Raw genomic sequence first — 23,886 nt, 5'->3', positions numbered from 1 at the left:
GAAATCTTTGAAGTCAGAGTTAACGCCCCGGTGTTTGTGCACCGGGGCGTTACTCGGTTCATGCGTTAGAAGCCGGCGGCAAAGGAAAGCCAGAAGCGGCTTTCATTCTGGCCGAACGTGTTGGTCACCTGCGGATCGTCATAATTGGCGTTCTGGGCGTTCAGGGCGACCGTGAAGTGGTCATTGACCTGGTAGGCACCGCGGAACGACACCGCGAGCTGACTGTCGATTGGCACGAGATTGATCGCACCGAAAGTGCCCTGCACCGGCATTTCGATGTCGGACACGTAGTTGGCATAGCCATCGACGGTGATGCGTCCATTGGTCCAGCCGAGGTGTGCATTGGCGAGATGGCTCGGCGTCGCGGCTTCGAAATTCAGCGGCGTATAGAAGCTGAATGCCGACAGATCGTCCTCAACAGTCTTGTAGGTATAGTTGACGTCCCAGACCCAGCCACCCGCCGGCCGGCCGGCCAGGGTCACTTCAGCGCCGGCAACATTCGTGTCGCCCCGGTTGGCGAAGGTGAAGCTCACGACCGGTGCATTGGGCGGCAACAGATCCGGTGCCCCACCAAATGTGCCCTTCACATCCTGGGTTTCCTGGTAGAAGACCGCCGCCCGCAGCGTGATCGTCGGGCTCAGGCTACGGTCATAGGCGAGCTCGTAATTGGTCACGATGGAGGGCTCGATCGACGGGTCGCCGAGCAGGGCCACCGTAAAGCCGCCCCCCATATCGACTGGCAGGGTGAAGCCCATGTCGAACATGGTCGGCGCCTGAACACCGCGCGCAGCCGTGGCGCGAACAGCGCCGCCGGATTGTGGGCGCCAGACGAGGGCCGCATTATAGCTCAGCTCTTCGATCGAACGGTCATAATCGGCGCGCGTGTAAGGATAGAGACCCGGGTTTGGCTCAGCCTCACGGCTCCAGGCGACGCTGTCGAAACGGGCCGCGAGTGTCATGTCGAGCGATGCGTTGAAATCATGGCTCCACATGGCGGCCACAGAGGTCGTCGTATAGCCGAAATCACCATTCGACGGGTCGGGGAAGGACGCGGCGGTTGCATCGCGGTATTCGACGGAGACACGCACGATATCGCTGGACGTGACGCTGATCAGGTCCTGCAGCCGGAAGGTATTGATCGAGCTTGTGAGCGGTCCGAAGCTGTAGTCGATCTCGGACTCATTGCGGAAGGCAGAAGCCGTGATGAAGCCCCAGTCCGTATCGGCCTCAAGCTGGCCCTGATAGGAATTCAGCGCATAGACGGACCGACCACCATAATAGATCGAGTCAAACTCCAGGTGTTCCACATTGGAGAATGTGTATTCGCCGCTCAGGCTGACCTTGTTCGAAATCCGGTAACGCGCTTCAACAGCACCGGTTTCGCGTTCGAACATCGCGCCGCCTGCCGCGCGAATGCCCGCATTGGCATTGCCGGTGAACGTCTCGAACTCATTGCTTTCCGAGGCGCCGTAGCTGACCCGCAGGGCGAGGTTTTCGCCGATCTGCCGGCCACCGGTGAGCGAGATGCCCTGGTATTCATCGGTGCCGGTATTGGCGCGGATGGTCGCGTAGTCGCCATGCATCGGATTGCGGGTGATGATGTTTACCACGCCGGCGACGGCGTTGAAGCCGTACAGCGCCGATTGCGGCCCCTTGACGACCTCGATCTGCTGGATCTCGTCGAGCTGGACCGGCAGGGTCGACCAGGCGGTATAGCCATAGCTGTCGAGATAGACTTCACGGCCATTGACCAGAACCAGAAGGCGCGGCGTATAACCCGTCGCGGCCCCACGAACGGATACCTGACCGTCGCCAAAGGCATAACGGGTGACGTCAACGCCGCCATAATGGCGCAGGATGCCGGGAATGTCGTATTCCGGGAAACGGGCGATCTCGTCCTGGGTGATGATGATCATCGTCGCCGGAACATCGGATGCGCGCTGTGGTGCACCGGTGGCGCCGGCCGTAACCGGCTCGCCGAACATTTCGCTCATCGAGGTGTAGTCGAGCTGTTGTGCAGACACGCCGGCGCTGAAAGCGGCCGAGAGCGCGAATGCGGAAATCGTCGTCAGAAGGGTAGTCGTTTTCATGATATGTCCTCGTTCGGGCTTCTGCCCACCTAGATTTCTTCAACCATCATTGCGAAGGCCGCTGCGAAGGAGATCGATGAGGCCGAAGCCGCGCCGCCATTAACGACGATCCGCACCGACGGTGCGCTCTGGACGCCCATCACGCATTGGCCGGCTTCAACACAGCTCATGTCAGTGGAAACGCTCATCACGCCATTGGCGCTGGTGGCGGCAAACACACCGGCATCGCCGGCAGCGGAGCCCAGCAGCACGGCCGCGTCGGCACCGGCCAGACTGGCGGTATCGGAAGCGGCAACGAGACGGGGGGTAAGCGTGACGCGGCCAGCGGACAGGCCGCCACCCATTGTTGCGGCGAGGGCCTGGGCTTCGGCTTCGCTGCCGGGATCATAAACAATTGCGACAACGCGGCTGCTGCCGCTTGCGCCCTCAACAAAGCCCAGGGCGCGGCCGATAACCTCGAGGTCACGCTGGGTGGTTTCAGCCATGGCCGGCGCCGTCAGGAGCGCGCCCGCGAGGACTGTCAGTAGGAGTTTTTTCATTGGGAATCCTGTCCTTTCACGATGACACCCGGGGGGAGATTGCGTGTCGACAGTTTCTTTAGTTTCCCACTCTTAACCATGTCCTTATTGCGAGTAATACGTTATTACCTGAAGCACCGCGTTGGCAGAATCGCTTTTTGACTTGTCGTTACTTGGCCTGCTTTAGGGGCAATGAATCTCTCATGGGGAAAGTCGGGGAAGACATCGCGCGCGGCGCCCTTGCCGATCAGCGGGCCGGACAGACCACGACGGCGCTGCTGGTCCTGGGCTCTATCCTCCTGCCTCTCGGCCTGCTCCTGCCGGCGCTGAAGACCACGTCATTCGGTCTGTGGAGCGGCGAGCACTCCATTCTCGGCTTTGGATGGGCCCTGCTGCAGGACGGCGAATACCTGCTCGCCGCCGCCGTACTGGGCTTCTCGGTCGCGTTTCCGGGCTTCAAGCTGGTCTGGATGTGGCGGCTGCAATTTTCCCGTACGCCGGACGCCGGCGGCCGGAATCTGCGCTGGCTCGAACGCCTGGGCAAATGGTCAATGGCGGATGTGCTGGTGCTGGCGCTGGTGATTTTCGGCGTACGCGACAATCTCGTCTTCGCGGCCTCGACCCTGCCCGGCGTCTATCTGTTTGCAGCGGCCACGATCCTGGCCATGCTCGCCTCCGGCCGCATCATCAGCCAGCTCAACGCCCGGCGCGAGGCGATCCAGGTGATCGCGACTTGAGCTCACGCGCGCGATCCCGCAGCCGGTCGAGCAGATCGGCGAGCTGCGCGACATCGCCCGGCGACAGGCCTGCGAGCAGGTCGCGCTCGGCGGCCAGTGCCACCGGTGCAATCTCGGCATAGATCGCCTGCCCGCCGGACGTCAAAGCCAGCAGACGCGACCGGCGGTCGGCGGCATTGTGTGACCGGCTGATCAGGCCGCGATCGGCCAGGGCGCGCACCGCGCGGCTGACCGAGACCTTGTCCATCGCCGTAACGTCACACAGGGCCTGGGCGGTGAGCGGTCGCCCCTCGCCAAGAATGGCGATCACGCGCCATTCCCAGATCGTGATCCCGAACCGGCTCTGATAGGCCTGCGCCACCATGGACGAGACCTGGTTGGACGCAATCGCCAGCCGGTAGGGCAGGTAATCGCCCAGCCGCAAGGGAGCAGCGTCAGTCTCGTCCTGGGTCGGGCCGTCATTCATGATCGGTCTGGTGCCGCAAACGTGTTGCAGCGGCAAGCCAAATGTCGCTCGACGCCGACCTGCCTGTCGCGCTATCCCACATCCATGACCGACATCATCCCCACCCCCGCCCTGCCGAGCCTGCCCATCGAGGGCGATGCGAGGCGCTTCCCCGTCCGCCGCATCTTCTGCATCGGACGCAATTATGCCGAACATGCCAAGGAGATGGGCGCCGAAACCGACGCCATCTTCTTCATGAAGCCGGCCGATGCCATCAGCACGGCGCGCACCATCCCCTACCCGCCGGCGACGGCGGACCTGCATCACGAGGTCGAGCTCGTGCTCGCCCTCGGCGATGGCGGCGCGATCATGGGCTGCGGCGTCGGCGTCGACCTGACCCGGCGCGACCTGCAGGGGGCGATGAAGGCCAAGGGCGCACCGTGGGAAATTGGCAAGGCGTTCGAGAATTCGGCCCCGGTCGGCCTGTTGCGCTTCGGCCCTGTGCCCGAACGCGGTGCCATTTCGCTGAAAGTGAACGGCGTGCGCCGCCAGTCCGGCGATCTGTCCGACATGCTGCTGCCGCCCCGCCGCGTGCTGGCGGCGCTGTCGCGTTACTTCACGCTGAAACCCGGCGACCTCATCTTCACCGGCACCCCGGCCGGTGTCGGCCCCTTGCAGCGCGATGACCGCGTCACGGCCGAAATCGAAGGCCTGCCGACGCTCGAATTCAGCATCAGCTGAGCACCGGCCCGAAGGAGACTGCGATGAAACCCGTACTCTATGGCTATTGGCGCTCCGGCGCCGCCTACCGGCTACGCATCGCCCTCAATCTCAAGGGCGTCGAATACGACCAGGTCGCGATCAACCTGAAGACCGGTGAGCAATCGAGCGAGGCCTGGCGCGCCATGCAGCCGCAGGGCCTGGTGCCGGTGCTCGAATATGGCGAGGCGCGATTGATGCAATCGCCCGCCATCCTGGAATGGATCGAGGAAACCTGGCCTCAGCCGGCGCTGCTGCCCGCCGACCCGATCGAGCGCTGCCGGGTCCGCGCCTGGGCCGCGGTGATCGGCTGTGACACGCACCCGCTGCAGAATTTGCGGGTGCTGAAGGCGGTCGGCAACGATCTCGGCCAAGGCCCCGAAGGCATGAAAGCCTGGGCGCATCGCTGGACCCGGTCGGGGCTGGCCGCGCTGGAGACACTGGTTGCCGGTGTCGCACGCAACACGGCCTTCCTGCATGGCGACAAGCCGGGGATGGCGGAGGTCTATCTGCTGCCGCAACTGGTCAATGCCCGCCGCTGGGAGGTCGATCTTGACGCCTTCCCGACCCTGATGGCGGCCGAGGCGGCCTGTCTGGCGCTGCCGGAATTCCAGCGCGCCATGCCGGAGAACCAGCCCGACGCCGAATGATTGCGGCCCGCGGCCGTTAGGCCCGCCAGACTTGCGGCCGGCCGGCCGCGAGCGAGCGCCACAGCCATTCCACCGGACCATAGCGATAGCGCTGCAGCCAGAAGATCGAGCCGAAGACCTGGGCGACCCAGACCGAAAGCACGATCAACGCCTGGCCCATCCGGTCGATCTGGCCAAACTGGCCCAGCCCGGGAAAACCGGTGAAGATCAGCGTCATCACCAGGGTCTGGAACAGGTAATTGCTGATCGGCATCCGCCCGACCGCGGCCAGCGCCGCCCGTCCGGCACCGGCAAGATCAAGCTTGGCCACCAGCATGAAGGCCGCCGCATAACCCAGGGCCAGCACCAGACTGCCGAAATACTGCGCCACCCGGTTTTGCAGCACGCTGGCGGGCGAAAAGCCTGTGGCGAGCGCGTTCCAGGCCCCCGCAAGGCAAAGCCCGACACCCAGCAACAAGGCGGCACCGGCGATCCAGGCGTAGTGCCGGATGGGCCATTGCCCGGTGAGAAAACCGCTGCGCAGCCCGGCCATGCCGAGCAGCATGCAACCGGCAATGCGCCCGCTCATGAACACGATCTGCATCATTTCCGACTGCAGCGCGATGCTCATATTATAGCCGAGCCGGGCGAAAAACCCGGTGCGGTAGAGCGTCTCGATCCCGGCGATCGCCTCGGGATTGAAGCCCATCGCCTCAGCCGCCGTGATCCGGGAACCGATCAACCCGCCAATCGCACTGCCCGCCAACAGCATCAGCCCGGTGAAGCCGAGCAATCCAAGTCCGAGCCCCCAAAGCCCGCGCAGCGTCATGCCATTGGCCGCCACGACAATCATCGCCACCAGGGCGAGCGGCACCAGCATGTCGCCATACCAGAACAGATAGGCGTGCAGCAGGCCCAGCAGGAGCAGCCAGCTCAGGCGCGGCCAGTGCCGGACCGGATTCTCCCGCGCCGCCTGGGCGCTCAGGACGAGGGCAGCGCCGAACAGGGTGATGAACAGGGTTGTGCCCGATTGCGAGACCAGGCTCTGGGTCACCAGCCAGATCGCCCGATTGCCCCAGCCGGAAAAATCCGTCTGCAGACCCGGTATATCAGCCGCAATCCAGACCATCGCAAACAGCTGGACATTGACGGCGAGCATGGCCAGCACAGCGAAACCCCGCAGGGCGTCGAGCGTGTCATGACGGCGGGATGGCGCATTTTCCGGCATTTTGCTCCCCTGGGGCGATTTCGCCCGGTTTCCGCCATATTCTTACGGAGAATTCACGACCTTGCCCCGTTTGGGGAATTGTATCGAGTCTCAAGAATATTCATAACTCACTCACGCATGCGCGAACGCTCTGGGGTGCGAATACGTCATGATCCAGCTTCTGGTATCCCTGATTGAATGGTTTGCCGTGGCCGGTCTGTCGGTCCTTGGCATCGCCTATTCCCCGCCCCAGCCCTGCTCGACATCCGAACCGACCGAGTTTCGCCAGGTCATATCCTGGCATCCAGAACTGGCCGCCGATAGATCCATGGGCACGCGGGTATCGAGCGGAGACTGCCTGGCCGGTTCCGAGGTCCTGATCCGCAACGCCACGCCGGTCTTCGTCACACCGTCAGACCATTATGACAGCTAGCCCGCAGCCCCTCCGGGGCGGGCCGCCACAGCCAAACATCCATTTCGCATAGATTATCTGTGTCGATTGCGCGCGTCTGCGGCTATCATCTGCCACAATGGCTTCTTTGAGCCCATCTGTCCGCATACCCCGTCCGGGAGCGATCACGTTTCACGGCCCGATAGAGCGCAATATGACCGATAAAACGCTAGAAAAATCAGTCCACCTCGCCGAATTCGAATTGGCCGAGCAACAGGCCGAACAGGCCATCGCCGCGAGCGCGGCTTCGGCCGCCACCGCCGAATCGCCAGCCATCGAGCCGCGTGAACCGGCACCGGCGGGCGAGCACCCGGGCGGTGCATGGCTGATCTGGCTGGCCAACAGCTTTGCCCTGCTCTGGGTCGGTGGCGCCACGGCCTTCATCTGGGGCGCGCTCGGCGTGCAATCGCTGGAACGCCTCGGGCAATACGGTTTCGGGCAATTGACCGGCCTCGCCGTCTTCGCCATCGCGCCGGCCCTGCTGTTCATCATGAGCGGTCTCATGGCGCGCGAAGTGGTGCGCAATGCCCACAATACCCGCCGCGTCGAGCACGCCATCCGCCGCCTGTCCGAGCCGGCTCACTACGCGCGCCACGAGGTCCAGACCCTGTCCCAGGCCGTCACCGGAGAGGTCGACCGTATCAATTCGGCGCTGGAAAGCGCCCTCGCCCGCCTCGCCGCGATGGAAGAAGTCATCAGCCATCACGCTGAATCCCTCGAGCTCTCGGCCACCGACGCCCGCGACCGGACCGAGGAATTGCTCAAGGGGCTGCGCAAGGAACGTCTGCGCCTCGGCGAGGTGTCCGAATCCCTCGACGACAAGGCCGCCCTGATTGCCGCCGCGATCTCCGACCAGTCCAAAATGGTCGCCGCCGCAGCCGAGCTGGCCTCCAACCAGGCCAGTGATAGCGGCCGCCGCATTCTCGCCAGCGTTGAGAGCCTGCAGGATGCTGGCGATTCCGTCACCGAGCGCTCCAATATCGTCGCGACGAAACTGTCTGAACGCACGGCGCATCTGCACGAACTGTCCGACACCCTCAAGGGGCGCTCGGAAGATCTCGACGCCGCCTATGTCAAGCATCGCAGCCGCTTGAGCGAAGCCGGTGAGGCGCTGCGCAAGGAGCAGGAAAAGATCGCCGCCGCGCTCGACTTCCATCGCGCCGAGCTCGAAGTGATGGCGACGACAGCGCGCGACGGTGCCGACGCCCTCACCTCGGCCTCGACCAATGGTGCCGCGGCGTTCAAGAAGTCCGTCGATGAAGCCCTTGAACGCGCCCACAGCCTGGCCGGGCGCGTACGCTCCGAATCCGAATACGCCGCGCGCGAGCACGAGGCGGCACTGGCCCGCCTGGTCGCGGCAGCCCAGGAAGCCAAGTCGATTTCCGAAGCGGCGATCGAGGCCATCGAGGCCCAGGCCGAAGCGGTGACGCAAAAGGTCGAGCATTCCAACGAGATCGCCTTCAACGCAGCGCAGCGCTCCGACGATGCCTTCCAGCAACGCCTCGCCGAAGCCGACAAGCTGACCGCGCGCGCCTCGCAGGTGGCGGACGAAACCGCCGAATCCGTCAAGCGCCGGCTGGAGGCCGTACTGGCCTCGGCGCGGGTCGAGACCCAGAATGTCGAACGCCATATCGACAGCATGACCGACCGGCTCGCCGAATTGCCGGTGATGGCACGCGAGCGCGCCCAGGAAGCTGCCGACGCACTGCGCCGCGGCCTGGAAGGGCTCAATGCCGCCGCCATGGTCGCAGCCGAGGAATCCCAGGAAATCGATGCCGCCTTCCAGGCACGCATCCGTCAGAATTACGAACTGCTCAGCGACTTCATGTTGCGCATGGGGTCCGTCGCCGGTGGACGGCGCGCGCCGGACCTGGGCAGCAATGAGCTGCCCGACCCGCTGGCCGGCCGCAAGCGCAAGCCCGCCGAAGACGATGCGTCGCAGGCCGACGCGTCCGAAATCAGTGAGGACATGAACACCCCGCTCACCGGCGGCCAACCCCGGCGCTCTGCACCACGCGCAGTTGAAAGCAGTGTCGGCTTCCCCGAACGTGGCGGCCGCCAGGCCGCGAGCGAGCCGGGCTGGCGCTGGAAGGACCTGCTCTCGAGCATGCCGCCGGAAGAGGATGACACAGCCTCAGCCGGGGACACCCCCAAATCCCGGCGCCCCGGCAAGCGGGACAAGGACGAAAGCTGAGTTCAGGCCCGGCAGCCCGCCGGGCCGGTTTCCGCCGAAAGCCGGATCAGGGCGTGGTCTGCGCCGCGGTCCAGTCGGCGAGCTCCCGGCTCACCCGGGTCGAGGCCTGGTCGAAGGCCGCGACAATGGCACCGATACGGTTATCCGCCGCGCGGACCTCGCCAACCAGAACCGTCGAGCCGACAATGCGGCGGCCACGCGATGCCACCAGCCGTGTCGACAGGCGAACGCGAACCAGCGGCGCCCGGTTGTCACCCTGGTCATACACGGCCTCGAACTCGTCCAGGCTGAGGCGCAATTCATACTCGGCCCGTACACCGTCCTCCGGCAGCGCCGGCGCCAGGCGGGAATCGGTCGCATTGAACGTGTCGACGATCAGGTTCTGCATCACGCGCGGCGCCGGCGAGATCCAGCGCGCCCCGGCCATATAGGCAATGTGACCATCAGCCATCTGCAGCGCAATCTCGTCACCGGCGAGGCCGCGCGGTGCCAGCGGTGGCACCACTTCGACCACCGTCCAGCTCTCGCCGGTCCAGGCCCGCGCTTCGGGCGATGACAGGCGATAGACCGCCGAGGGCGTGGTTTCCGGCAGGAGTGAAACACAGGCCGAGACCGACAGCGCGCTCAGCGCCACCAGCGCCAACTTGATCGAAACCACGTGTCTCATTGCGGCACCTCTACCGTTTGACGGGGCGAACCGGCGACAAAGGCGCCGGGATTGTTTTCGAATTCAGATGCGCTGCGCTCGAGCGAGTCGACGAGACGGTTCAGATCACCCGCGGCCTGGGTCAGGTCTTCAAGACCATCCTGGGCGAAGGCTTCCAGCGAGGGCTGGACCGCCTGGATGAGGCCGGTGGTGTCGGTCGCCGCCTGGTTGACCGCAATCGCGGCAGCGGTGGTCTCGTTGACGGCGGTCGCCATCTCATTGGTCAGGAAGGCCTCGGCGGTGACACCGAACTCCTGCAGCGAAATCGCGGCCGCAGAGATGTCCGACGCTGCCGTATCGATGCGGCCGATCGCCGAACGCATGTCCTCGATCAGCACATCTTCGGCATTCACCCGGTCGGTGATCTCGCGCAGATTGACCAGGGTGGCCGAGAATTCCTCGACATTCTGGTCGCTGAGCAATTCGGACAGCCGGATCAGGGTCAGCTGCGCCGCGTCGAGCACATCCTCGGAGCCTTCGACCAGGCCTTCAAGCTGGGCCCGGCGCGCGAAAATCCGTGGTGGCTGCCGGCTGGCGGGACTGAGCAGGCGCTGGGCGTCCGGGGCGCCGCCGGAAATCAGGATATAGGACAGGCCGGTCAGGCCCTGTGGCTCCAGCTGGGCGTAGGAGTCGACGCGGACCGGTGTCTGGGCCAGCACACGGACACGCGCGATCACCCGGCTCTGGCCATCAAGCCCGAGCGAAGTCACCTCACCGACCTGGATACCGTTGAAGCGCACTTCGGCGGATTCGCGCAGACCGCGGACGGGGCCCTCGAACACGACATCGTAAAACGCATAATCCTCGTCAAAGGAGACCTTGCCGAGCCAGACCGCGAAAATTCCGCCGCCCGCGATGAGGATCAACGCGAACAGGCCAACGAGGACATGATGTGCCTTGGTTTCCATCGTCTAGCTCTCCTTGCCGGCGATTGCGGGCCGGCCGCGCGGACCGTGGAAATATTCCTGGATCCACGGATGTGGGTTTCGCATCAACGCCTCCAGTGGTGCAACCGCCGCGACACGTTTGTCCGCAAGTACGGCAATTCGGTCACAGATGGCATAGAGGCTGTCGAGATCGTGCGTGATCATCAGAACGGTCAGGTCGAGGGCGCGCGACAATTCCAGGATCAGGCCATCAAAGGCCGCCGCACCGATCGGGTCGAGCCCGGCCGTCGGCTCGTCGAGAAACAGGATATCGGGATCGAGTGCCAGCGCCCGCGCCAGCGCGACCCGCTTGCGCATGCCGCCCGACAATTCGGACGGAAAGCGGTCGAACGCTGTCGAATCCAGCCCGGCGAGACCGAGCTTCATGCCGGCAATCTCCTCCATCAGTGGAATGGACATGTCGACATGCTCGCGCAAGGGCGCCATCACATTCTCGAGCACGGTCAGCGAGGTGAACAGGGCGCCGTTCTGGAACAACACGCCCCAGCGGCTCTCGATCTCGCGCCGCTCGCCCTCCTTCATCCCGGAAAAAGCCCGGCCTTTGAACAGGATATCGCCATCGGAATATTTCTGCAGGCCAAGAATGGCATTCATCAGCACGGTCTTGCCGGTGCCGGAACCGCCGACCAGGCCGAGGATTTCGCCACGGCGGATGTCGAGATCGAGATGGTCGTGCACGACATGGCGGCCAAAGCCGGTGCACAGGCCGCGGATGGAGATCAGGACATCCTCGCTCATATGCCCAACTCCAGATACATCATCGCAAACAGGGCCTCGATCACGATCACGATGAAGATCGACTGCACCACCGAGGCCGTGACGCGGCGGCCCAGCGATTCAACATCGCCGGCGACCTTCATGCCCTGACGGCAGCCGATGATCGCCACCACCAGCCCGAAGACCGGCGCCTTCGACATCCCGACCCAGAAATGGCTCCAGTCCAGCTCGGAATGGATCCGCGCGATGAAAACCGCCGGCGAAATGTCCTGCGCACTCCACGCCACCAGCATGCCGCCGAAAATGCCGGTAATCATGGCGGCAAAGGTCAGCAGCGGCGCCATCAGCACGCACGCCACCACGCGCGGCAGAACCAGAACCTCGAACGGGTCGAGGCCGAGCACGCGCATGGCGTCGATCTCCTGCTGCATCTTCATGGCACCGATCGACGCCGTGAAAGCCGAATCGGACCGGCCGGCCAGCAGGATCGCCGTGATCAACACGGCAAATTCGCGCAGGACCGAAATGCCGATCAGTTCAACGCTGAAGATGGCAAAGCCGAAATCGGCCAGCAGATTGGCGCCCATATAGGCAACAACCGCGCCGATAAAGAAGGACAGCACGGCCACAATCGGCATCGCATTGACGCCGACCTCTTCCATCGCCCAGATCGCCGAGGTCAGGCGGAAGCTCGCCGGGCGAACCAGCGTGCGCAAGCCGGTCGTGATCGTCTGACCGAAAAAGGCAATGGTCTCGATCGTCTCGGACAGTGCCGCCTCAAGCCCGGCCCCGATCCGGCCCAGCGCATTGCCAAAGCCAAAGGTCGGCGGGGTCTCTGGCGGGCAGACCTGGGTGCGCTGCCGGATCTCCTCGATCAGGCGCCGCGCCGTCGGATGCTCGCCGACATAGTGGAAATCCCCGTCGGGCAGGCCGCAGCGGCGCGTGGCGCGGCCCAGCATATAGGCGCCGGAGGTGTCGAGACGCCCGAGATGGGACAGGTCGATGACGATCTTGTCGGGTTCGACACTGGCCTCGACCTGGCGAATGGGCGCATCGACCCGGCCAATCGTGTCGATCGTCCAGTCGCCATGGGCCTCGATAATGGTTTTGCCCGCATCTTCGCGCAAAACCACGGTCGCCCCATTCGCGGATATTGCCGGATTTCCCCTCATGTCCGGGAGCCTAGTCGATTTTCTCCGCGCGAGGGAGTGCAGAATTGCGGCTCAACAGTAAAGCCGCCGCGAGGCCTGCTGCTGCGGGCAGGATCATGATGGCAAAACCTGTCGTTCCAAGCCGCGCGAAGAAATAACCGGACACCGCCGAGGCGATCGCCATCACCACGCCGCCGGCCAGGGCCGAGTTGATCGCCTGCCCGGTCGCGGCAAACCGGTCGGGCACCGAATGCGCCGCATAGCGCAGAAAGCCGAGATAGGTGGCGGCGAAACTCAGGGCGTGCAGGCATTGCAATGCGAACAGGGCCCATAATGGCGGCGCCAGCGCCGTCAGCCCCCAGCGCAGGATCGAACCGGCTCCGCCCATGATCAGCAGGGCTGCCGGGCTGAGGCGTCCGAGCCAGCCGCGCCCCGACACCCACAAGAACACGATCTCGACCGCGACACCGCTGGCCCACAGCGCCCCGATGGTCAGATCGGCATAACCCTGAGCCGACCAGGCGACGGCGGAAAAGGCGTAATAGAAACCATGTCCGCCCTGGATCAGGGCCGAAGCCGCCAGCGCCAGTCCGAACGGTCCCGCCAGCAGCCGCCGCAGCGCCGTGATGTCGGCTTCCTGGGCGGGCGGGTGCGGCGCACGCTCGCCCGCCGGCAATCGCGCCGCAGCGAAAGAAATCGCGACCGAGCCGGCAACGATGCAGACCAGGATGGTCTCGCTGCCACGCCAGTCGATCAGGGCACCGGCGGCGAAATTGCTGATGATGAACATCACCGACCCGATCGCCCGCACCGGTCCGAACACAAACAGGCCATCGCGCGCCTGCCGCAGCGCGAAGGCATCGATCACCGGGATCTGTCCGAACAGCACCGCACCGGACAGAAACGAGAGCACCAGCAGAATCCAGGGCGAATTGACCGGGAAATGCAGGGCAAAGACCAGGGTCGCCGCGAGGGCGAACAGCAGGATGGGGTCGCGATTGCGGCGTGCATTATCGGCCCAGCGCGCACCCAGCGGCGAAACCAGGGTGCGCCCCGCCAGCCCGGCGGCGACAATCCAGCCGATCCATTCCGCGCTCAGATCCCGGCCTTCGAGCCATTTGGGGAAGTATGGCAGGAAGGCCCCCAGGGTGAGGTAGAAAGCCCCGTAATAGGTGGCAAAACGAAATCCGGGCGTTCTGAACATTTCAATCCTCTGATGCCCGATGGCCATAACCCGTGCCACTGTTCCTGCATAGGCATGATGCGCTTGGCGAACAGTGTTCACTTCTATAGGTTCGCCGCCAGATTGAAGCAGGGAACAGCCATTCATGGATGCGGACGCCGCGGTATTGCACGGTGCGGAGGACAGTGTTGATACAGCACAAATCCGTCCCCTCAGGGTGTTGGTCACCGGCTATCGCTCCAACCCGCATGTCGGCGGCCAGGGCGTCTATATCCGCGAACTGACACGCAATCTGCGCGATCTCGGTCACACCGTATCGGTGGCTTCCGGCCCGCCCTACCCGGTACTGGATGACGGCATCGAGCTGATCGAACTGCCCTCGCTCGACCTGTTCGCCGAAGACAATGCCTTCCTCGCCCTGCGGCCGCGGCACCTGCGCTCCTGGGCGGATATGTCCGAATGGCTGGCCCACAATAGCGGCGCCTTTGGTGAGCTCTACGCCTTTGGCCGCCGGCTGGAGACCTTCCTGGCGCGCGAGAGCGGGCGCTTCGACGTCGTGCACGACAACCAGACCCTGGCAACGCCCTTCCTGCGCATCAACCGCCGTCTGCCCGTCATCACCACCATCCACCACCCGATCGCCATCGACCGCGACTACGCCCTCGCCGCCAGCAGTAAATGGTGGGAACCGGCACTGACGCGGCGCTGGTATCACTTCATCGGCATGCAGGCGCGGACCGCGCGCCGACTGCCGCGCCTGCTGGCCGTTTCACAGGCCGCCAGCGACAGCCATGCCGAGCGCTATGGCGTCGACCCGGCCCATGTCCGCGTCGCCTTCAACGGGATTGACCACGCGATCTTCAACCCGGACCCCGCCGTGGAGCCGGAACCGGGCCTGATCGTCACTACCGCCAGCGCCGACGCCCCGATCAAGGGGCTGGACGTGCTGATCGATGCCCTCGCCCGCGTCGCTGCTGCGCGGCCACTGGCCCGGCTGCACATTATCGGCACGCTGCGCGACGGTCCGGCCAAACAGGCGCTCGCCGCCCACGGCCTCAGCGGCCGCGTCACCACCAGTTCCAACCTGACACGCGAGGCGATCGCCCAGCTCTACCGGCGCGCCCACATCGTCGCCTGCCCGGCGCGCTTTGAGGGTTTCGGCTTTCCCGCCGCCGAGGCGATGGCCTGCGGTGCAGCCGTCGCAGCCAGCAATGGCGGCGCCCTGCCGGAAGTGGTTGGCGATGCCGGCCTGATCTCCACCGCTGGCGATGCCGCCAGCCTCGCCAACGACCTCGCCCGCCTGCTCGACAATCCCGAGGAGGCGCAACGCCTTGGCGCTCGCGCTGCGATCCGGGCCCGCGAGGAATTCAACTGGTCGCGACACGCCCTGGCCGCCTCGCGGCTCTACGCCGAAGCCCTTGCCGAGCGGAGCTTGAGCGCCTGATGCTGACGATGCGACTGGAAGACATGGACCTGCAACCGGGCATGCGCGTGCTCGACCTCGGCTGTGGCCGCGGCCGGCATCTGCATGCGCTGTACTGGAACGAAACGCCGCTGGAGGTCGTGGGAATCGACCTGTCGCACGAAGAGGCCAAGGCGGCATTCGATGGCTTCTTCCAGCTACCACCGCCCGAACCGCATTCGCCGCTGCGCAGCGCCGCGCTCGGCGCCGGCGATGCCGCGCGCCTGCCCTTTCCGGACAATAGCTTCGACCGTGTGCTGTGTTCGGAAGTGCTCGAGCATGTCCCGGATCCCGACGCCGTGCTGGCGGAAATCGCCCGCATCCTCAAGCCCGACGGGATCTTCGCTGCCTCCGTGCCGCGCTACTGGCCCGAAGCGATCTGCTGGAAGCTCTCGACCGAATATCACAACACGCCCGGCGGCCATGTGCGCATCTTCCGCACCAAGGCCCTGCGCGACCAGGTGCGCAAACAGGGCTTTGCCGCGTTCAAGCGCCATTGGGCCCATGGGCTGCACAGCCCCTATTGGTGGCTGCAATGCGCGCTGTGGGACCAGCGCGAAAGCGCCGCGAGCGTGCGGCTCTACCGCAAATTCCTCGAATGGGACCTGATGGAAAAACCCTGGCTGACCCAGTCGCTGGAATGGCTGCTGGCGCCGGTGATGGGCAAGTCCGTTGTGATGTATTTCCGGAAGGTTGGCTGATGGCCAGACAGATCGACATCACCGCCTGCGCCGACCATATCGAGCGGCTGCAACGTCCCGACGGCTCGATCCCCTGGGTCGAGGCGGGGATCTGGGATGCGTGGAATCACGGCGAGAGCGCCATGGCGCTGGCGATTGCCGGTCGTGAGGTAGCGACGCGCCGGGCGCTGGACGCGCTGTTCGAGCGCCAGGACGCCGATGGCGGCTGGCGCGGCGATCTCGGCGCTTCGGTGCCGCTGGACGACGCCAATCGCCGTCTGGTTCCCGGCACGCCGGAAACCGCCCGCGACACCAATTTCTCCGGCTATGCCGCGGTGACCCTGCTGCGCTCGGTACTGGCCCTGGACGATGCCGCAGCCCTGCCTCGCTACTGGCCGCAATTGCGCCAGGCGATGGACTGGGTGCTCGGCCATCAGACCCGCCATGGCGATATCGTCTGGCGGGCGCCCGATGACGGCGAAGCGCTGGCCGGGCTCGACTCGCTGCGGGCCGGCAATGCCAGCCTGTACAAGGCGCTGGAATGCGCGATCCAGATTGCACGCATGCTCGGCCATGATGACCACGACTGGATGGTGGCACGCCAGCGTCTCGGCGCCGCCCTGCGCGAGAATGATTCCCGCTTTGACCGTACCGGTATTGATCGCCGCCGCTATGCGATGGACTGGTATTACCCGGTCCTCGCCGGCGTGCTGTCGGCAGAGACCGGGCGCGCGCGCCTCTATGCCCGCTGGACCGATTTCGTCGAGCCGGGACTGGGCTGTCGCTGCGTCGCTGACGAGCCTTGGGTGACGGCCGCGGAAACGGCAGAACTGGCGCTGGCGTGCATGTCGGTCGGCAAGACCGACCAGGCGAAAGCGCTGCTGCACGATCTCGCACCACTGGCGGCAAAGGATGGCGGTTACTGGATGGGCTGGCAGTTCGAGGAAGGGGTCATCTGGCCCTATGAACGCCCGTCCTGGACAGCCGGGGCCATGGTGCTGGCGGCCGATGCGATCCAGGGGCTGAGCAAGGGCTCAGCGCTGCTGATCCGCAATGCGGTGCCGGAATTTGCACTCAAGCGAGGCGGCGCAGAACTTCCAGCGTCCCGACGCGATTGACGGTCTCATAGAGACCTGACGCCACCGCGAGTTTCCAGATTTCATAGGGCGGGCGGCCGCCATCGGCCGGGTCGGGAAACACGTCGTGGATCGCCAGGATGCCGCCGGCGACCAGCTGGCCACTCCAGCCGCGATAATCGGCCAGCGCCGCGTCCATCGAATGCCCGCCATCGATGAAGACCATGCCCAGCGGCGTGCTCCAGTGGGCGGCGATCAGCGCCGAGCGTCCGACCAGCGGCACGACACAATCCTCCAGCCCGGCGCGGAACAGCGTGCTGCGCAGGGCGGGCAGTGTCTCGACCGCGCCCAGCTCGGCATTGAAGAGTTCCGGGTCGTGATACTCCTCGCCGGCCTGGTGTTCCTCCGAGCCACGGTGATGGTCGAGCGTGTAGAGCAGGCTTCCGGCCTCGCGCGCGGCGGGTCCGAGATAAAGCGCCGACTTGCCGCAATAGGATCCGATTTCCAGCACGGGCCCGAGACGACCGGCCTCACGCGCCAGCGCGGCCAGGGCTGCCCCCTCGAGCGGGTCGAGGAAGCCTTTGACAGTATCGGGATCAAGCATCAGCTGAAGGGCGGCAGATTGCGCAGGTCGCGCCGGATGCGCGCCAGTTCGTCGGCCCGGTCGCGCAGGCTCTCGGACAGGAAGGCGAGCTGGTCGCGCCGCGAATTCACGTGCGCGATATCCGCTTCCGACACCAGCTCAGACAACATCACCACACTGGCATCGAAAGTGTCCACCGCTTCACGCGTCAGGCCAATGGCGGTCTCGACATCATTGAGGTCCCGGGTCAGCGCTGCCCGGTTGAAGCCCATCGGCTGCAGCGTCACGGCGCGTGCGGCCTGGTCCAGCTGCCGCGCCAGCATCACTGCCTGCTCGACATCAGCCGTGAAGGCCTCGCCGGCCTGGCCGGCATCCATCACCAGAAGCTGGCGCTGTTCGACATAAGCCTGTCCGGCAGGAACGGCGGCAACAGGGTTGTCGTTCTGACCGGTCAGACGGTCCATCCAGCCGCGCGCCGCATCCATGGGACCGGATGTTCCGGCCCAGGCATTGTCACGATAGGTGGTTTCAAGGGCCCGGGCGGCATCCAGCAGCTGGGCCTGCACAGGATTTGATCGCAGACTGGTGTCGGAAGCCCCTGTTCCTACAAGGGAAATCGGATCGCTAGCGCAGGCGGCGATCGATCCGCACGCACACACTGCCGCCAAAACACCCAGAAAACGACGCATCAAATGATGGTTCCCAAACACAAAGCCAGCCCCAATGCCTGTGGAAGATATAGTGAGTAGGCGCGAGAAGCTATGCAATATTATATTGATGACGCCCTAACGACAGATGGATGCGATGGATACCGCCTACTCACGCCGCCAGCTCTACCCGCCGATCCGGCCCTATCGCGCCTCGCGGCTGGATGTCGGTGATGGCCATGAGCTCTATCTCGAGGAATGCGGTCGCGCCGATGGCCTGCCGGTCATCGCCCTGCATGGCGGTCCCGGCGGCGGCATCTCGCCGGCGCTGCGCCGTTTCTTCGATCCGGCGCGTTATCGCATCATCCTGTTTGACCAGCGCGGCTGCGGGCGTTCGACACCGCATGGCGAGCTCAACGCCAATACCACCGCCCACCTTGTCAGCGATATCGAACGCATCCGCACCGCGCTCGGTATCGACAAGGCGGTGATCTTCGGCGGCTCCTGGGGCGCCACCCTCGCCGTCGCCTATGCCCGCGAACACGCCGACCATTGCCTCGGCCTGATCCTGCGCGGGGTCTTCCTGTGCCGTCAGCTCGAGCTCGACTGGTTCTATCGCAACGGCGCCAACATGCTGTTCCCCGACGCCTGGGACCGGCTGACCGGCTCGCTCAGCGCGACCGAGCGTGAAGATGTGGTGAAGGCCTATTACGAACGCCTGCTCGAGCCGGACATCACCCGCCGTCGCCCCGACGCGCTGGCCTGGTCGCGCTGGGAGAGCGCCTTGATCAGCCTGGCCGGACAGCCCGACGCCCCGCTGGCAGACCCGATGCGCGCCGATGCGCTCGCGCGGATGGAAACCCATTATTTCGCGCACAAGGGTTTTCTCGAGCATGACGGCGCCCTGCTCGACAGCACGCCGCGCTTCAAGCATCTGCCCGGCATCATCGTGCAGGGCCGCTATGATGTGGTGACCCCGCCGCAGACGGCCTGGAGCCTGGCGCGCGAATGGCCCCGTGCCCGGCTCCGCATGATTCCCGACGCCGGCCATGCCGCCGGCGAACCGGGCATTGTCGATGGACTGGTGCGCGCCACTGACAGTTTCGCCGACCAGTTCGGCGGCTAGGGCATAGACCGGCCTCAGACAGCAAAAGGCCCCGCCAGCGATCCGCGCCGGCGGGGCCTTGTCATTGACGTCCTTGCCGCCAGGACCGGCGTGGATCAGCCGAGGCCGATCATGGAGCCAATCCGGCCGTCATTGAACATGTCGTCGAGGCCAAGCACCAGAATCGCCCCGATCGCCACCGGCACGATATAGCGCACCGCAAAGTGGAAGAAGGCGAACAGGCCCGATGACGCGTGCGACAATTCGGTCCGCATCAGGGATTTCGGGATCACCCAGCCGGCGAAAACCGCGACCAGGAAACCGCCCAGCGGCAACAGGATCTGGCCGGAGAGCACATCGACAAAGCCGCCGGCGAAAGCCTCCGAATAGACCGCGCCCGCACCGATCATGAAGGCAAAGCCGCCCAGCAGGCAGGCGGTCATGGCGCGACCGAAGCTCGCATTCTCCTCGATGAAGGCCACGGTGGCTTCCAGCAGGGAGATGGACGAGGTCAGGGCGGCAATAAAGGCCAGCGCGAAGAAAGCGCCGCCGATAATGTTGCCGGCAGGCATGGTCGAGAAGACCTGTGGCAAGGCCGTGAAGATCAGGCCGAGCCCGGCGGCCGGGTCCATCCCGACCAGGAAGACGATCGGGAAGATCATCAGACCGGCAATCAGGGCCACCATTGTGTCGGCCGACACGATCAGGACCGCCGAAGAGCCGATATTGGAATCGCGCGGCAGATAGGAGCCATAGGTGATCATGATCGCCGAGGCGACGCTGACCGAGAAGAAGGCCTGGCCGAGCGCGGCGATGAAGGTCTGACCGGTCACGGCGGTGAAATCGGGCGTGAACAGATAGCTCACGGCTGCGCCTGCGGCACCATTCGTCATGGAGTAGATCGTCAGGCCGATCAGCACGACGAAGAAGAGCGGCATCAAGATGGTGGCGACGCGCTCGATCCCGCCCTTCAATCCGCGTGAGACGATCAGGATCGTCAGCGTCATGAACAGGAAATGCCAGAACATCTTGATGCCGTCGGTGTTGTAAAACATCGTCGCGCCATCGGGTTCGGCAAAACCGCCGGCGAAGCCGGCCGCCGAGAAGGCCATGACCTGACCGGCGATGACGCTATAGGTCGTCAGCACCAGGAAACCGGCCGCAGTACAGACCCAGCCAACCACCGACCACTTGCCGGACTTGCCGGCCTCGATCGCCATCTTGCGCGTCGAGGTGATGGCGGATTGCTGTGCGTGACGGCCAATCGCCAGCTCGGCCATCAGAACCGGCAGGGCGAACAGGATGACACAGCCGATATAGATCAGCACGAAGGCCGAACCGCCATTCTGGCCCGTCATGAACGGAAAACGCCAGAGATTGCCCAGGCCGACGGCGGAACCGACGGCGGCCATGATGAATGCAAAACGCGACGACCAATGGGCGTGCGTGCCCGCGAGCGCAGCTGCCATGAAACTCTCCCCTGATGCCGGGCGCTTGAGCGCCCCGGCGATAATTACTTAACGCGCACACTTCCCCAACCCTAAAGCCGGGTCAAGCGTGCGTATTCAATGAAACTCTTCAGCCGAACAGGCCGACACCGCGCGGCGGCTCGGCATTGCGGTGAATATGCGCCCCGAGAATGAGGCCGAAACCGGCCAGCACCGCCAGCATCACCGTGCCGCCATAGGAAATCATCGGCAGCGGCACCCCCACCACCGGCAGGGTTCCCATCACCATGCCGACATTGATGAAGACGTAGAGGCCGAAAGTGGTCGCCACGCCCATTGTCATCAGGCGCAGGAAGGTTGATTTGCAGCTGGTCGCGATCGCCACGGTATTGGCCAGCACCAGGGCGTAGACCGTCAGGATCACCAGACCGCCAACGAAGCCGAATTCCTCGCCGAGAATCGTGAAGATGAAGTCGGTCTGCTTCTCCGGCAGATAGTCGAGTTGCGACTGCGTGCCCTCCATGAAGCCCTTGCCGGTAAAGCCGCCTGAGCCGAGCGCGATCTTCGACTGCAGGATCTGATAGCCCGCACCGAGCGGATCGGAATCGGGACTGAACATCGTCATGATGCGCTGGCGCTGGTAATCCTCGAGCCCGTAGGTGAAGAAGCCGATCCCGCCGGCAATCCCCGCAATCACGCCCGGCAGGATTACTTTCCAGCTCAACCCGGCCAGGAAAACGACGGCGCCGCCGGTCGCGACCAGCAGCAGGGTGGTGCCGAGATCGGGCTGTTTCAGGATCAGTATCGCAGGAATGCCGATCAACGCCGCCGGCACCAGCAGCCCGCCCAGACGCGACACCCGCTCGGTCGGCAGGTCGTGATAAAAGCGCGCCAGTGCGAAGACGAGCGCGATTTTCATGATCTCGGACGGCTGCAGACGGATCGGTCCGATATCAAGCCAGCGCTGCGAACCATTGACCGTGGCGCCGAACAGTTCGGCCCCGATCAGCAAGACCAGGGCAACGGCATAAATCGGATAGGCGACGCCCATCCAGAAGCGGGGCGGAAACATCGCCAGCACCAGCATTCCGGCAAAGCCGACCGCGAAGCGCATCGCATGACGCGCCGCCCACGGCTCCCACGAACCACCGCCGACCGAATACAGCATGCCGACACCGGCAGCGCCCAGCAGGACCAGGAGCAGAACCAGCGACCAGTTGAGCTCCATAAGCTTGCCCGGCAGGTCGCGCGGCACACTCTCGCGGAAAACGGCCATCAGGCCCCCCTTCCCGGAAGATTGCCCAGATCGGCAAAAACGCCCGGCCGGCTTGATGGATCGCGCGCCACGACCCGGCGCAGGATGTCGCGGGCCGGGTGGGTTGCCGCGCTCGATCCGCCACCATGCTCGACCACGACCACGACTGCATATTTCGGCGCATCCGCCGGTGCGTAACAGACAAACAGGCCATGATCGCGCAGCCGCCAGGGCAGGTCGAGCTGGGTGCGGACACCGGATTCGCGCTCGGCCGCCGTGATGGAATAGACCTGCGCCGTGCCGGTCTTGCCGGCCATCTCGATGCCGTCAATGCCCAGACCGCCCAGCGAGAAGGAGGTGCCACCCGGCTCCTCTGCCGCGGCCCGGAGTGCGTCGCGCACGCGGGTCATGGAATCATCGCGCAAGCCGATATGCGGCGCCGGCGGCGCCATCGCATTGCGATAGAGGGTCGGCTCGATCGCCCGTCCGGAGGCAACGCGCGCCGTCATCACGGCCAGCTGCAGCGGCGATGCCAGCATCGAGCCCTGCCCGATAACGGTGTTATAGCTGTCACCGGTCGACCAGCCCTCGTCGCGCTGCGCCCGCTTCCAGGCGGGATTGGGCATGATGCCCCGAGCAACGCCGGAAATGCCGATATCGAATTGCTCGCCAATTCCGAACCGCTGGCCCATCGCATGCAGCCGGTCAATCCCGAGCCGGGCCGCCGCTTCGTAAAAAAAGATGTCGCAGGATGTCTTGAGCGCCGTGCGCAAATCGACATTGCCATGGCCCTGGCGGCGCCAGCAGTGGAATTCGCGATTGCCCAGCCGCACCGAGCCACTGCAATGCACCGTCTCATTGGGCCGGAAGACATTGTGCTCGATCGCCGCGGCGGCCGAAACCGCCTTGAAGGTCGAGCCGGGCGGATAGGTGCCCTGGATCGATTTCTGGAACAGCGGCCGGTGATCATTATTGCGCAGACCGGCAAAGTCGGCGCTGGAAATCCCGCCGACAAACAGGTTGGGGTCAAAGCTGGGCGCGGAGACGAGCGCAATCAGCTCGCCGGTATTGACGTCAATCACCACGGCGGAGGCGCTGTCCTGCCCGAGCCGCTCATAGGCGTATTGCTGGATATCGGCGTCCAGCGTCATGACCACGTCATGGCCCTGCTGCGGCGAGGTCGACTGCTCGGGCAGTTCGCGGATCACGCGGCCGACGGCATTGACCTCGATCTTCAGCGCACCGGCCGCGCCGCGCAGATCGCGTTCGCGGGCAATCTCGACCCCGGTCTTGCCGACCCGGAAACCGGGATGGCGCAATAGCCGCTCGGCTTCGCGCGTTTCGTCAGCGAGATCATCCTCGTTGGGGGCCTGGACATAGCCGACGACATGGGCAAAGGCAGCCGCATAGGGATAGGAGCGCACCTCGCCGACATCCGGCGCCATGCCGGCCAGCTCGGGCGCATTGAGATTGATGGCCGAAAAGGTCTGCCAGTCGAGATCCTCGGCAACCGTGATGGCATTGAACCGGGCGCCGCGGCTGGCCGCACGCAGGACACGGTCGCGCTCGTGATCGCTCAGCGGCATGAAGCGCGCCAGCCGGTCGAGCGCGGCGGCGACATCGCCGGCCTGTTCCGGCACGATCAAGACCCGGAAACTGTCGCGATTATCCGCCAGCAGGGCACCGAAACGGTCGAGAATGCGCCCGCGCGAGGGCGGGACCAGGCGGAAGTTGAACTGGTTGTCTTCGGACAGAAGCCGGTAGCGCTCACCCTCGAGCACCTGCAGCGAATACAGGCGTGCGCTCAGCCCCGTAAAGGCCAGCGCTCCGCCGCCTGCCATCAGCAGGGCCCGGCGGGTAAACTTGCTATCCTGTTCCTGGCGGTCAGCGCGCATC

23 protein-coding genes are annotated in these 23,886 nt (G+C 64.9%); 9 read left to right on the top strand and 14 right to left on the bottom strand.

All coding sequences use genetic code 11. The features are described from left to right. Positions 1 to 65: 65 nt before the first annotated feature. Together ACN0YL_RS09830 and ACN0YL_RS09825 are read right to left on the bottom strand one after the other, a co-directional pair. A complete protein-coding gene (locus ACN0YL_RS09830) occupies positions 66 to 2,090 on the bottom strand; it encodes a TonB-dependent receptor plug domain-containing protein (RefSeq protein ID WP_417497857.1) in 2,025 nt (674 codons plus the stop codon). A 29-nt stretch (positions 2,091 to 2,119) separates the two neighbouring features. Further along, positions 2,120 to 2,629, bottom strand: a complete 510-nt coding sequence (locus ACN0YL_RS09825) for a hypothetical protein (RefSeq protein WP_417491282.1) — start codon at positions 2,627 to 2,629, stop codon at positions 2,120 to 2,122. Between the two features lie 182 nt (positions 2,630 to 2,811). On the opposite strand from ACN0YL_RS09825, the gene ACN0YL_RS09820 reads away from it, so the two are divergent. Continuing rightward, positions 2,812 to 3,345 (top strand): paraquat-inducible protein A, encoded by a 534-nt coding sequence (locus tag ACN0YL_RS09820; RefSeq protein WP_417491281.1) that lies wholly within the window; start codon positions 2,812 to 2,814, stop codon positions 3,343 to 3,345. On the opposite strand, the gene ACN0YL_RS09815 is transcribed toward ACN0YL_RS09820, so the two are convergent. Beyond that, complete coding sequence (locus ACN0YL_RS09815; protein WP_417497856.1) at positions 3,305 to 3,811, bottom strand: MarR family winged helix-turn-helix transcriptional regulator; 507 nt, start codon at positions 3,809 to 3,811, stop codon at positions 3,305 to 3,307. The genes ACN0YL_RS09820 and ACN0YL_RS09815 overlap by 41 nt on opposite strands. 84 nt (positions 3,812 to 3,895) lie before the next feature. Here ACN0YL_RS09815 and ACN0YL_RS09810 point away from each other — a divergent pair, with 84 nt between their 5' ends. Both ACN0YL_RS09810 and maiA read left to right on the top strand, forming a co-directional pair. Beyond that, positions 3,896 to 4,531 carry a fumarylacetoacetate hydrolase family protein gene (locus ACN0YL_RS09810; RefSeq protein WP_417491279.1) on the top strand — a complete coding sequence of 212 codons (636 nt, stop codon included), beginning with the start codon at positions 3,896 to 3,898 and terminating at the stop codon, positions 4,529 to 4,531. Between the two features lie 23 nt (positions 4,532 to 4,554). Then, on the top strand, positions 4,555 to 5,199 hold the full coding sequence (maiA, locus tag ACN0YL_RS09805) for a maleylacetoacetate isomerase (RefSeq protein ID WP_417491278.1): 645 nt from the start codon (positions 4,555 to 4,557) through the stop codon (positions 5,197 to 5,199). A gap of 16 nt (positions 5,200 to 5,215) precedes the next feature. Here the strand turns inward: maiA and ACN0YL_RS09800 are convergent, their stop codons facing one another. Then, complete coding sequence (locus ACN0YL_RS09800; protein WP_417491277.1) at positions 5,216 to 6,406, bottom strand: DUF418 domain-containing protein; 1,191 nt, start codon at positions 6,404 to 6,406, stop codon at positions 5,216 to 5,218. Positions 6,407 to 6,554: 148 nt separating this feature from the next. Here ACN0YL_RS09800 and ACN0YL_RS09795 point away from each other — a divergent pair, with 148 nt between their 5' ends. Both ACN0YL_RS09795 and ACN0YL_RS09790 read left to right on the top strand, forming a co-directional pair. Beyond that, complete coding sequence (locus ACN0YL_RS09795) at positions 6,555 to 6,818, top strand: hypothetical protein (RefSeq protein WP_417497855.1); 264 nt, start codon at positions 6,555 to 6,557, stop codon at positions 6,816 to 6,818. 172 nt (positions 6,819 to 6,990) lie between these two features. Further along, positions 6,991 to 9,030: a hypothetical protein gene (locus ACN0YL_RS09790; protein ID WP_417497854.1), complete on the top strand. Its 2,040-nt coding sequence runs from the start codon at positions 6,991 to 6,993 to the stop codon at positions 9,028 to 9,030. A gap of 46 nt (positions 9,031 to 9,076) precedes the next feature. Here the strand turns inward: ACN0YL_RS09790 and ACN0YL_RS09785 are convergent, their stop codons facing one another. The 5 genes from ACN0YL_RS09785 to ACN0YL_RS09765 are packed head-to-tail and all read right to left on the bottom strand — an operon-like array spanning position 9,077 to position 13,755. After that, positions 9,077 to 9,697 (bottom strand): ABC-type transport auxiliary lipoprotein family protein, encoded by a 621-nt coding sequence (locus ACN0YL_RS09785; protein WP_417497853.1) that lies wholly within the window; start codon positions 9,695 to 9,697, stop codon positions 9,077 to 9,079. Further along, complete coding sequence (locus tag ACN0YL_RS09780) at positions 9,694 to 10,644, bottom strand: MlaD family protein (RefSeq protein ID WP_417491273.1); 951 nt, start codon at positions 10,642 to 10,644, stop codon at positions 9,694 to 9,696. The genes ACN0YL_RS09785 and ACN0YL_RS09780 overlap by 4 nt, the downstream gene beginning before the upstream one ends. Positions 10,645 to 10,647: 3 nt before the next feature. Next, positions 10,648 to 11,421: an ABC transporter ATP-binding protein gene (locus tag ACN0YL_RS09775; RefSeq protein WP_417497852.1), complete on the bottom strand. Its 774-nt coding sequence runs from the start codon at positions 11,419 to 11,421 to the stop codon at positions 10,648 to 10,650. Continuing rightward, complete coding sequence (locus ACN0YL_RS09770) at positions 11,418 to 12,533, bottom strand: MlaE family lipid ABC transporter permease subunit (protein WP_417491271.1); 1,116 nt, start codon at positions 12,531 to 12,533, stop codon at positions 11,418 to 11,420. Before ACN0YL_RS09770 ends, ACN0YL_RS09775 begins: the two co-directional genes overlap by 4 nt. A gap of 49 nt (positions 12,534 to 12,582) precedes the next feature. Beyond that, on the bottom strand, positions 12,583 to 13,755 hold the full coding sequence (locus ACN0YL_RS09765) for an MFS transporter (RefSeq protein ID WP_417497851.1): 1,173 nt from the start codon (positions 13,753 to 13,755) through the stop codon (positions 12,583 to 12,585). Between the two features lie 124 nt (positions 13,756 to 13,879). Between ACN0YL_RS09765 and ACN0YL_RS09760 the strand changes: the two genes are divergently transcribed. From ACN0YL_RS09760 to ACN0YL_RS09750, 3 genes are read left to right on the top strand one after another with little or no spacing between them, the layout of a single operon-like run. Further along, on the top strand, positions 13,880 to 15,178 hold the full coding sequence (locus ACN0YL_RS09760; protein WP_417497850.1) for a glycosyltransferase family 4 protein: 1,299 nt from the start codon (positions 13,880 to 13,882) through the stop codon (positions 15,176 to 15,178). Then, entirely contained in the window at positions 15,178 to 15,897 is a 720-nt protein-coding gene (locus ACN0YL_RS09755) for a class I SAM-dependent methyltransferase (protein ID WP_417491268.1), read from the top strand. Before ACN0YL_RS09760 ends, ACN0YL_RS09755 begins: the two co-directional genes overlap by 1 nt. Next, the gene (locus ACN0YL_RS09750) at positions 15,897 to 16,994 is read left to right on the top strand and encodes a hypothetical protein (protein WP_417497849.1); all 1,098 of its coding nucleotides are present in this window, start codon (positions 15,897 to 15,899) and stop codon (positions 16,992 to 16,994) included. The genes ACN0YL_RS09755 and ACN0YL_RS09750 overlap by 1 nt, the downstream gene beginning before the upstream one ends. Here ACN0YL_RS09750 and ACN0YL_RS09745 read toward each other — a convergent pair. Beyond that, entirely contained in the window at positions 16,951 to 17,556 is a 606-nt protein-coding gene (locus ACN0YL_RS09745; protein ID WP_417491266.1) for a class I SAM-dependent methyltransferase, read from the bottom strand. The genes ACN0YL_RS09750 and ACN0YL_RS09745 overlap by 44 nt on opposite strands. Continuing rightward, positions 17,556 to 18,101: a hypothetical protein gene (locus ACN0YL_RS09740; protein ID WP_417497848.1), complete on the bottom strand. Its 546-nt coding sequence runs from the start codon at positions 18,099 to 18,101 to the stop codon at positions 17,556 to 17,558. Before ACN0YL_RS09740 ends, ACN0YL_RS09745 begins: the two co-directional genes overlap by 1 nt. Before the next feature lie 238 nt (positions 18,102 to 18,339). Between ACN0YL_RS09740 and pip the strand changes: the two genes are divergently transcribed. Next, positions 18,340 to 19,308, top strand: coding sequence for a prolyl aminopeptidase (gene pip / locus ACN0YL_RS09735; RefSeq protein ID WP_417491368.1), 969 nt, complete (start codon positions 18,340 to 18,342; stop codon positions 19,306 to 19,308). Positions 19,309 to 19,403: 95 nt separating this feature from the next. Here the strand turns inward: pip and ACN0YL_RS09730 are convergent, their stop codons facing one another. The 3 genes from ACN0YL_RS09730 to mrdA form a co-directional block, all read right to left on the bottom strand. Further along, complete coding sequence (locus ACN0YL_RS09730) at positions 19,404 to 20,756, bottom strand: sodium-dependent transporter (RefSeq protein ID WP_417497847.1); 1,353 nt, start codon at positions 20,754 to 20,756, stop codon at positions 19,404 to 19,406. Between the two features lie 109 nt (positions 20,757 to 20,865). Further along, a complete protein-coding gene (rodA, locus tag ACN0YL_RS09725; RefSeq protein WP_417491263.1) occupies positions 20,866 to 22,011 on the bottom strand; it encodes a rod shape-determining protein RodA in 1,146 nt (381 codons plus the stop codon). Continuing rightward, on the bottom strand, positions 22,011 to 23,885 hold the full coding sequence (gene mrdA, locus ACN0YL_RS09720) for a penicillin-binding protein 2 (RefSeq protein WP_417497846.1): 1,875 nt from the start codon (positions 23,883 to 23,885) through the stop codon (positions 22,011 to 22,013). The genes rodA and mrdA overlap by 1 nt, the downstream gene beginning before the upstream one ends. Between the last annotated feature and the right edge of the window lies 1 nt (position 23,886).

Source organism: Maricaulis sp. (assembly GCF_048269565.1).
Lineage (GTDB): Bacteria > Pseudomonadota > Alphaproteobacteria > Caulobacterales > Maricaulaceae > Maricaulis.
Note: the sequence above shows the minus strand (reverse complement) of the source record. Positions and strands in the feature narration are given on the sequence as shown.

Bases quoted from the DNA above. Each gene is read 5' to 3' on its own strand.
- ACN0YL_RS09830 (WP_417497857.1), bottom strand. From the start codon at position 2,090: ATGAAAACGACTACCCTTCTGACGACGATTTCCGCATTCGCGCTCTCG.
- ACN0YL_RS09825 (WP_417491282.1), bottom strand. From the start codon at position 2,629: ATGAAAAAACTCCTACTGACAGTCCTCGCGGGCGCGCTCCTGACGGCG.
- ACN0YL_RS09820 (WP_417491281.1), top strand. From the start codon at position 2,812: ATGGGGAAAGTCGGGGAAGACATCGCGCGCGGCGCCCTTGCCGATCAG.
- ACN0YL_RS09815 (WP_417497856.1), bottom strand. From the start codon at position 3,811: ATGAATGACGGCCCGACCCAGGACGAGACTGACGCTGCTCCCTTGCGG.
- ACN0YL_RS09810 (WP_417491279.1), top strand. From the start codon at position 3,896: ATGACCGACATCATCCCCACCCCCGCCCTGCCGAGCCTGCCCATCGAG.
- maiA (WP_417491278.1), top strand. From the start codon at position 4,555: ATGAAACCCGTACTCTATGGCTATTGGCGCTCCGGCGCCGCCTACCGG.
- ACN0YL_RS09800 (WP_417491277.1), bottom strand. From the start codon at position 6,406: ATGCCGGAAAATGCGCCATCCCGCCGTCATGACACGCTCGACGCCCTG.
- ACN0YL_RS09795 (WP_417497855.1), top strand. From the start codon at position 6,555: ATGATCCAGCTTCTGGTATCCCTGATTGAATGGTTTGCCGTGGCCGGT.
- ACN0YL_RS09790 (WP_417497854.1), top strand. From the start codon at position 6,991: ATGACCGATAAAACGCTAGAAAAATCAGTCCACCTCGCCGAATTCGAA.
- ACN0YL_RS09785 (WP_417497853.1), bottom strand. From the start codon at position 9,697: ATGAGACACGTGGTTTCGATCAAGTTGGCGCTGGTGGCGCTGAGCGCG.
- ACN0YL_RS09780 (WP_417491273.1), bottom strand. From the start codon at position 10,644: ATGGAAACCAAGGCACATCATGTCCTCGTTGGCCTGTTCGCGTTGATC.
- ACN0YL_RS09775 (WP_417497852.1), bottom strand. From the start codon at position 11,421: ATGAGCGAGGATGTCCTGATCTCCATCCGCGGCCTGTGCACCGGCTTT.
- ACN0YL_RS09765 (WP_417497851.1), bottom strand. From the start codon at position 13,755: ATGTTCAGAACGCCCGGATTTCGTTTTGCCACCTATTACGGGGCTTTC.
- ACN0YL_RS09760 (WP_417497850.1), top strand. From the start codon at position 13,880: ATGGATGCGGACGCCGCGGTATTGCACGGTGCGGAGGACAGTGTTGAT.
- ACN0YL_RS09755 (WP_417491268.1), top strand. From the start codon at position 15,178: ATGCTGACGATGCGACTGGAAGACATGGACCTGCAACCGGGCATGCGC.
- ACN0YL_RS09750 (WP_417497849.1), top strand. From the start codon at position 15,897: ATGGCCAGACAGATCGACATCACCGCCTGCGCCGACCATATCGAGCGG.
- ACN0YL_RS09745 (WP_417491266.1), bottom strand. From the start codon at position 17,556: ATGCTTGATCCCGATACTGTCAAAGGCTTCCTCGACCCGCTCGAGGGG.
- pip (WP_417491368.1), top strand. From the start codon at position 18,340: ATGGATACCGCCTACTCACGCCGCCAGCTCTACCCGCCGATCCGGCCC.
- ACN0YL_RS09730 (WP_417497847.1), bottom strand. From the start codon at position 20,756: ATGGCAGCTGCGCTCGCGGGCACGCACGCCCATTGGTCGTCGCGTTTT.
- rodA (WP_417491263.1), bottom strand. From the start codon at position 22,011: ATGGCCGTTTTCCGCGAGAGTGTGCCGCGCGACCTGCCGGGCAAGCTT.
- mrdA (WP_417497846.1), bottom strand. From the start codon at position 23,885: ATGCGCGCTGACCGCCAGGAACAGGATAGCAAGTTTACCCGCCGGGCC.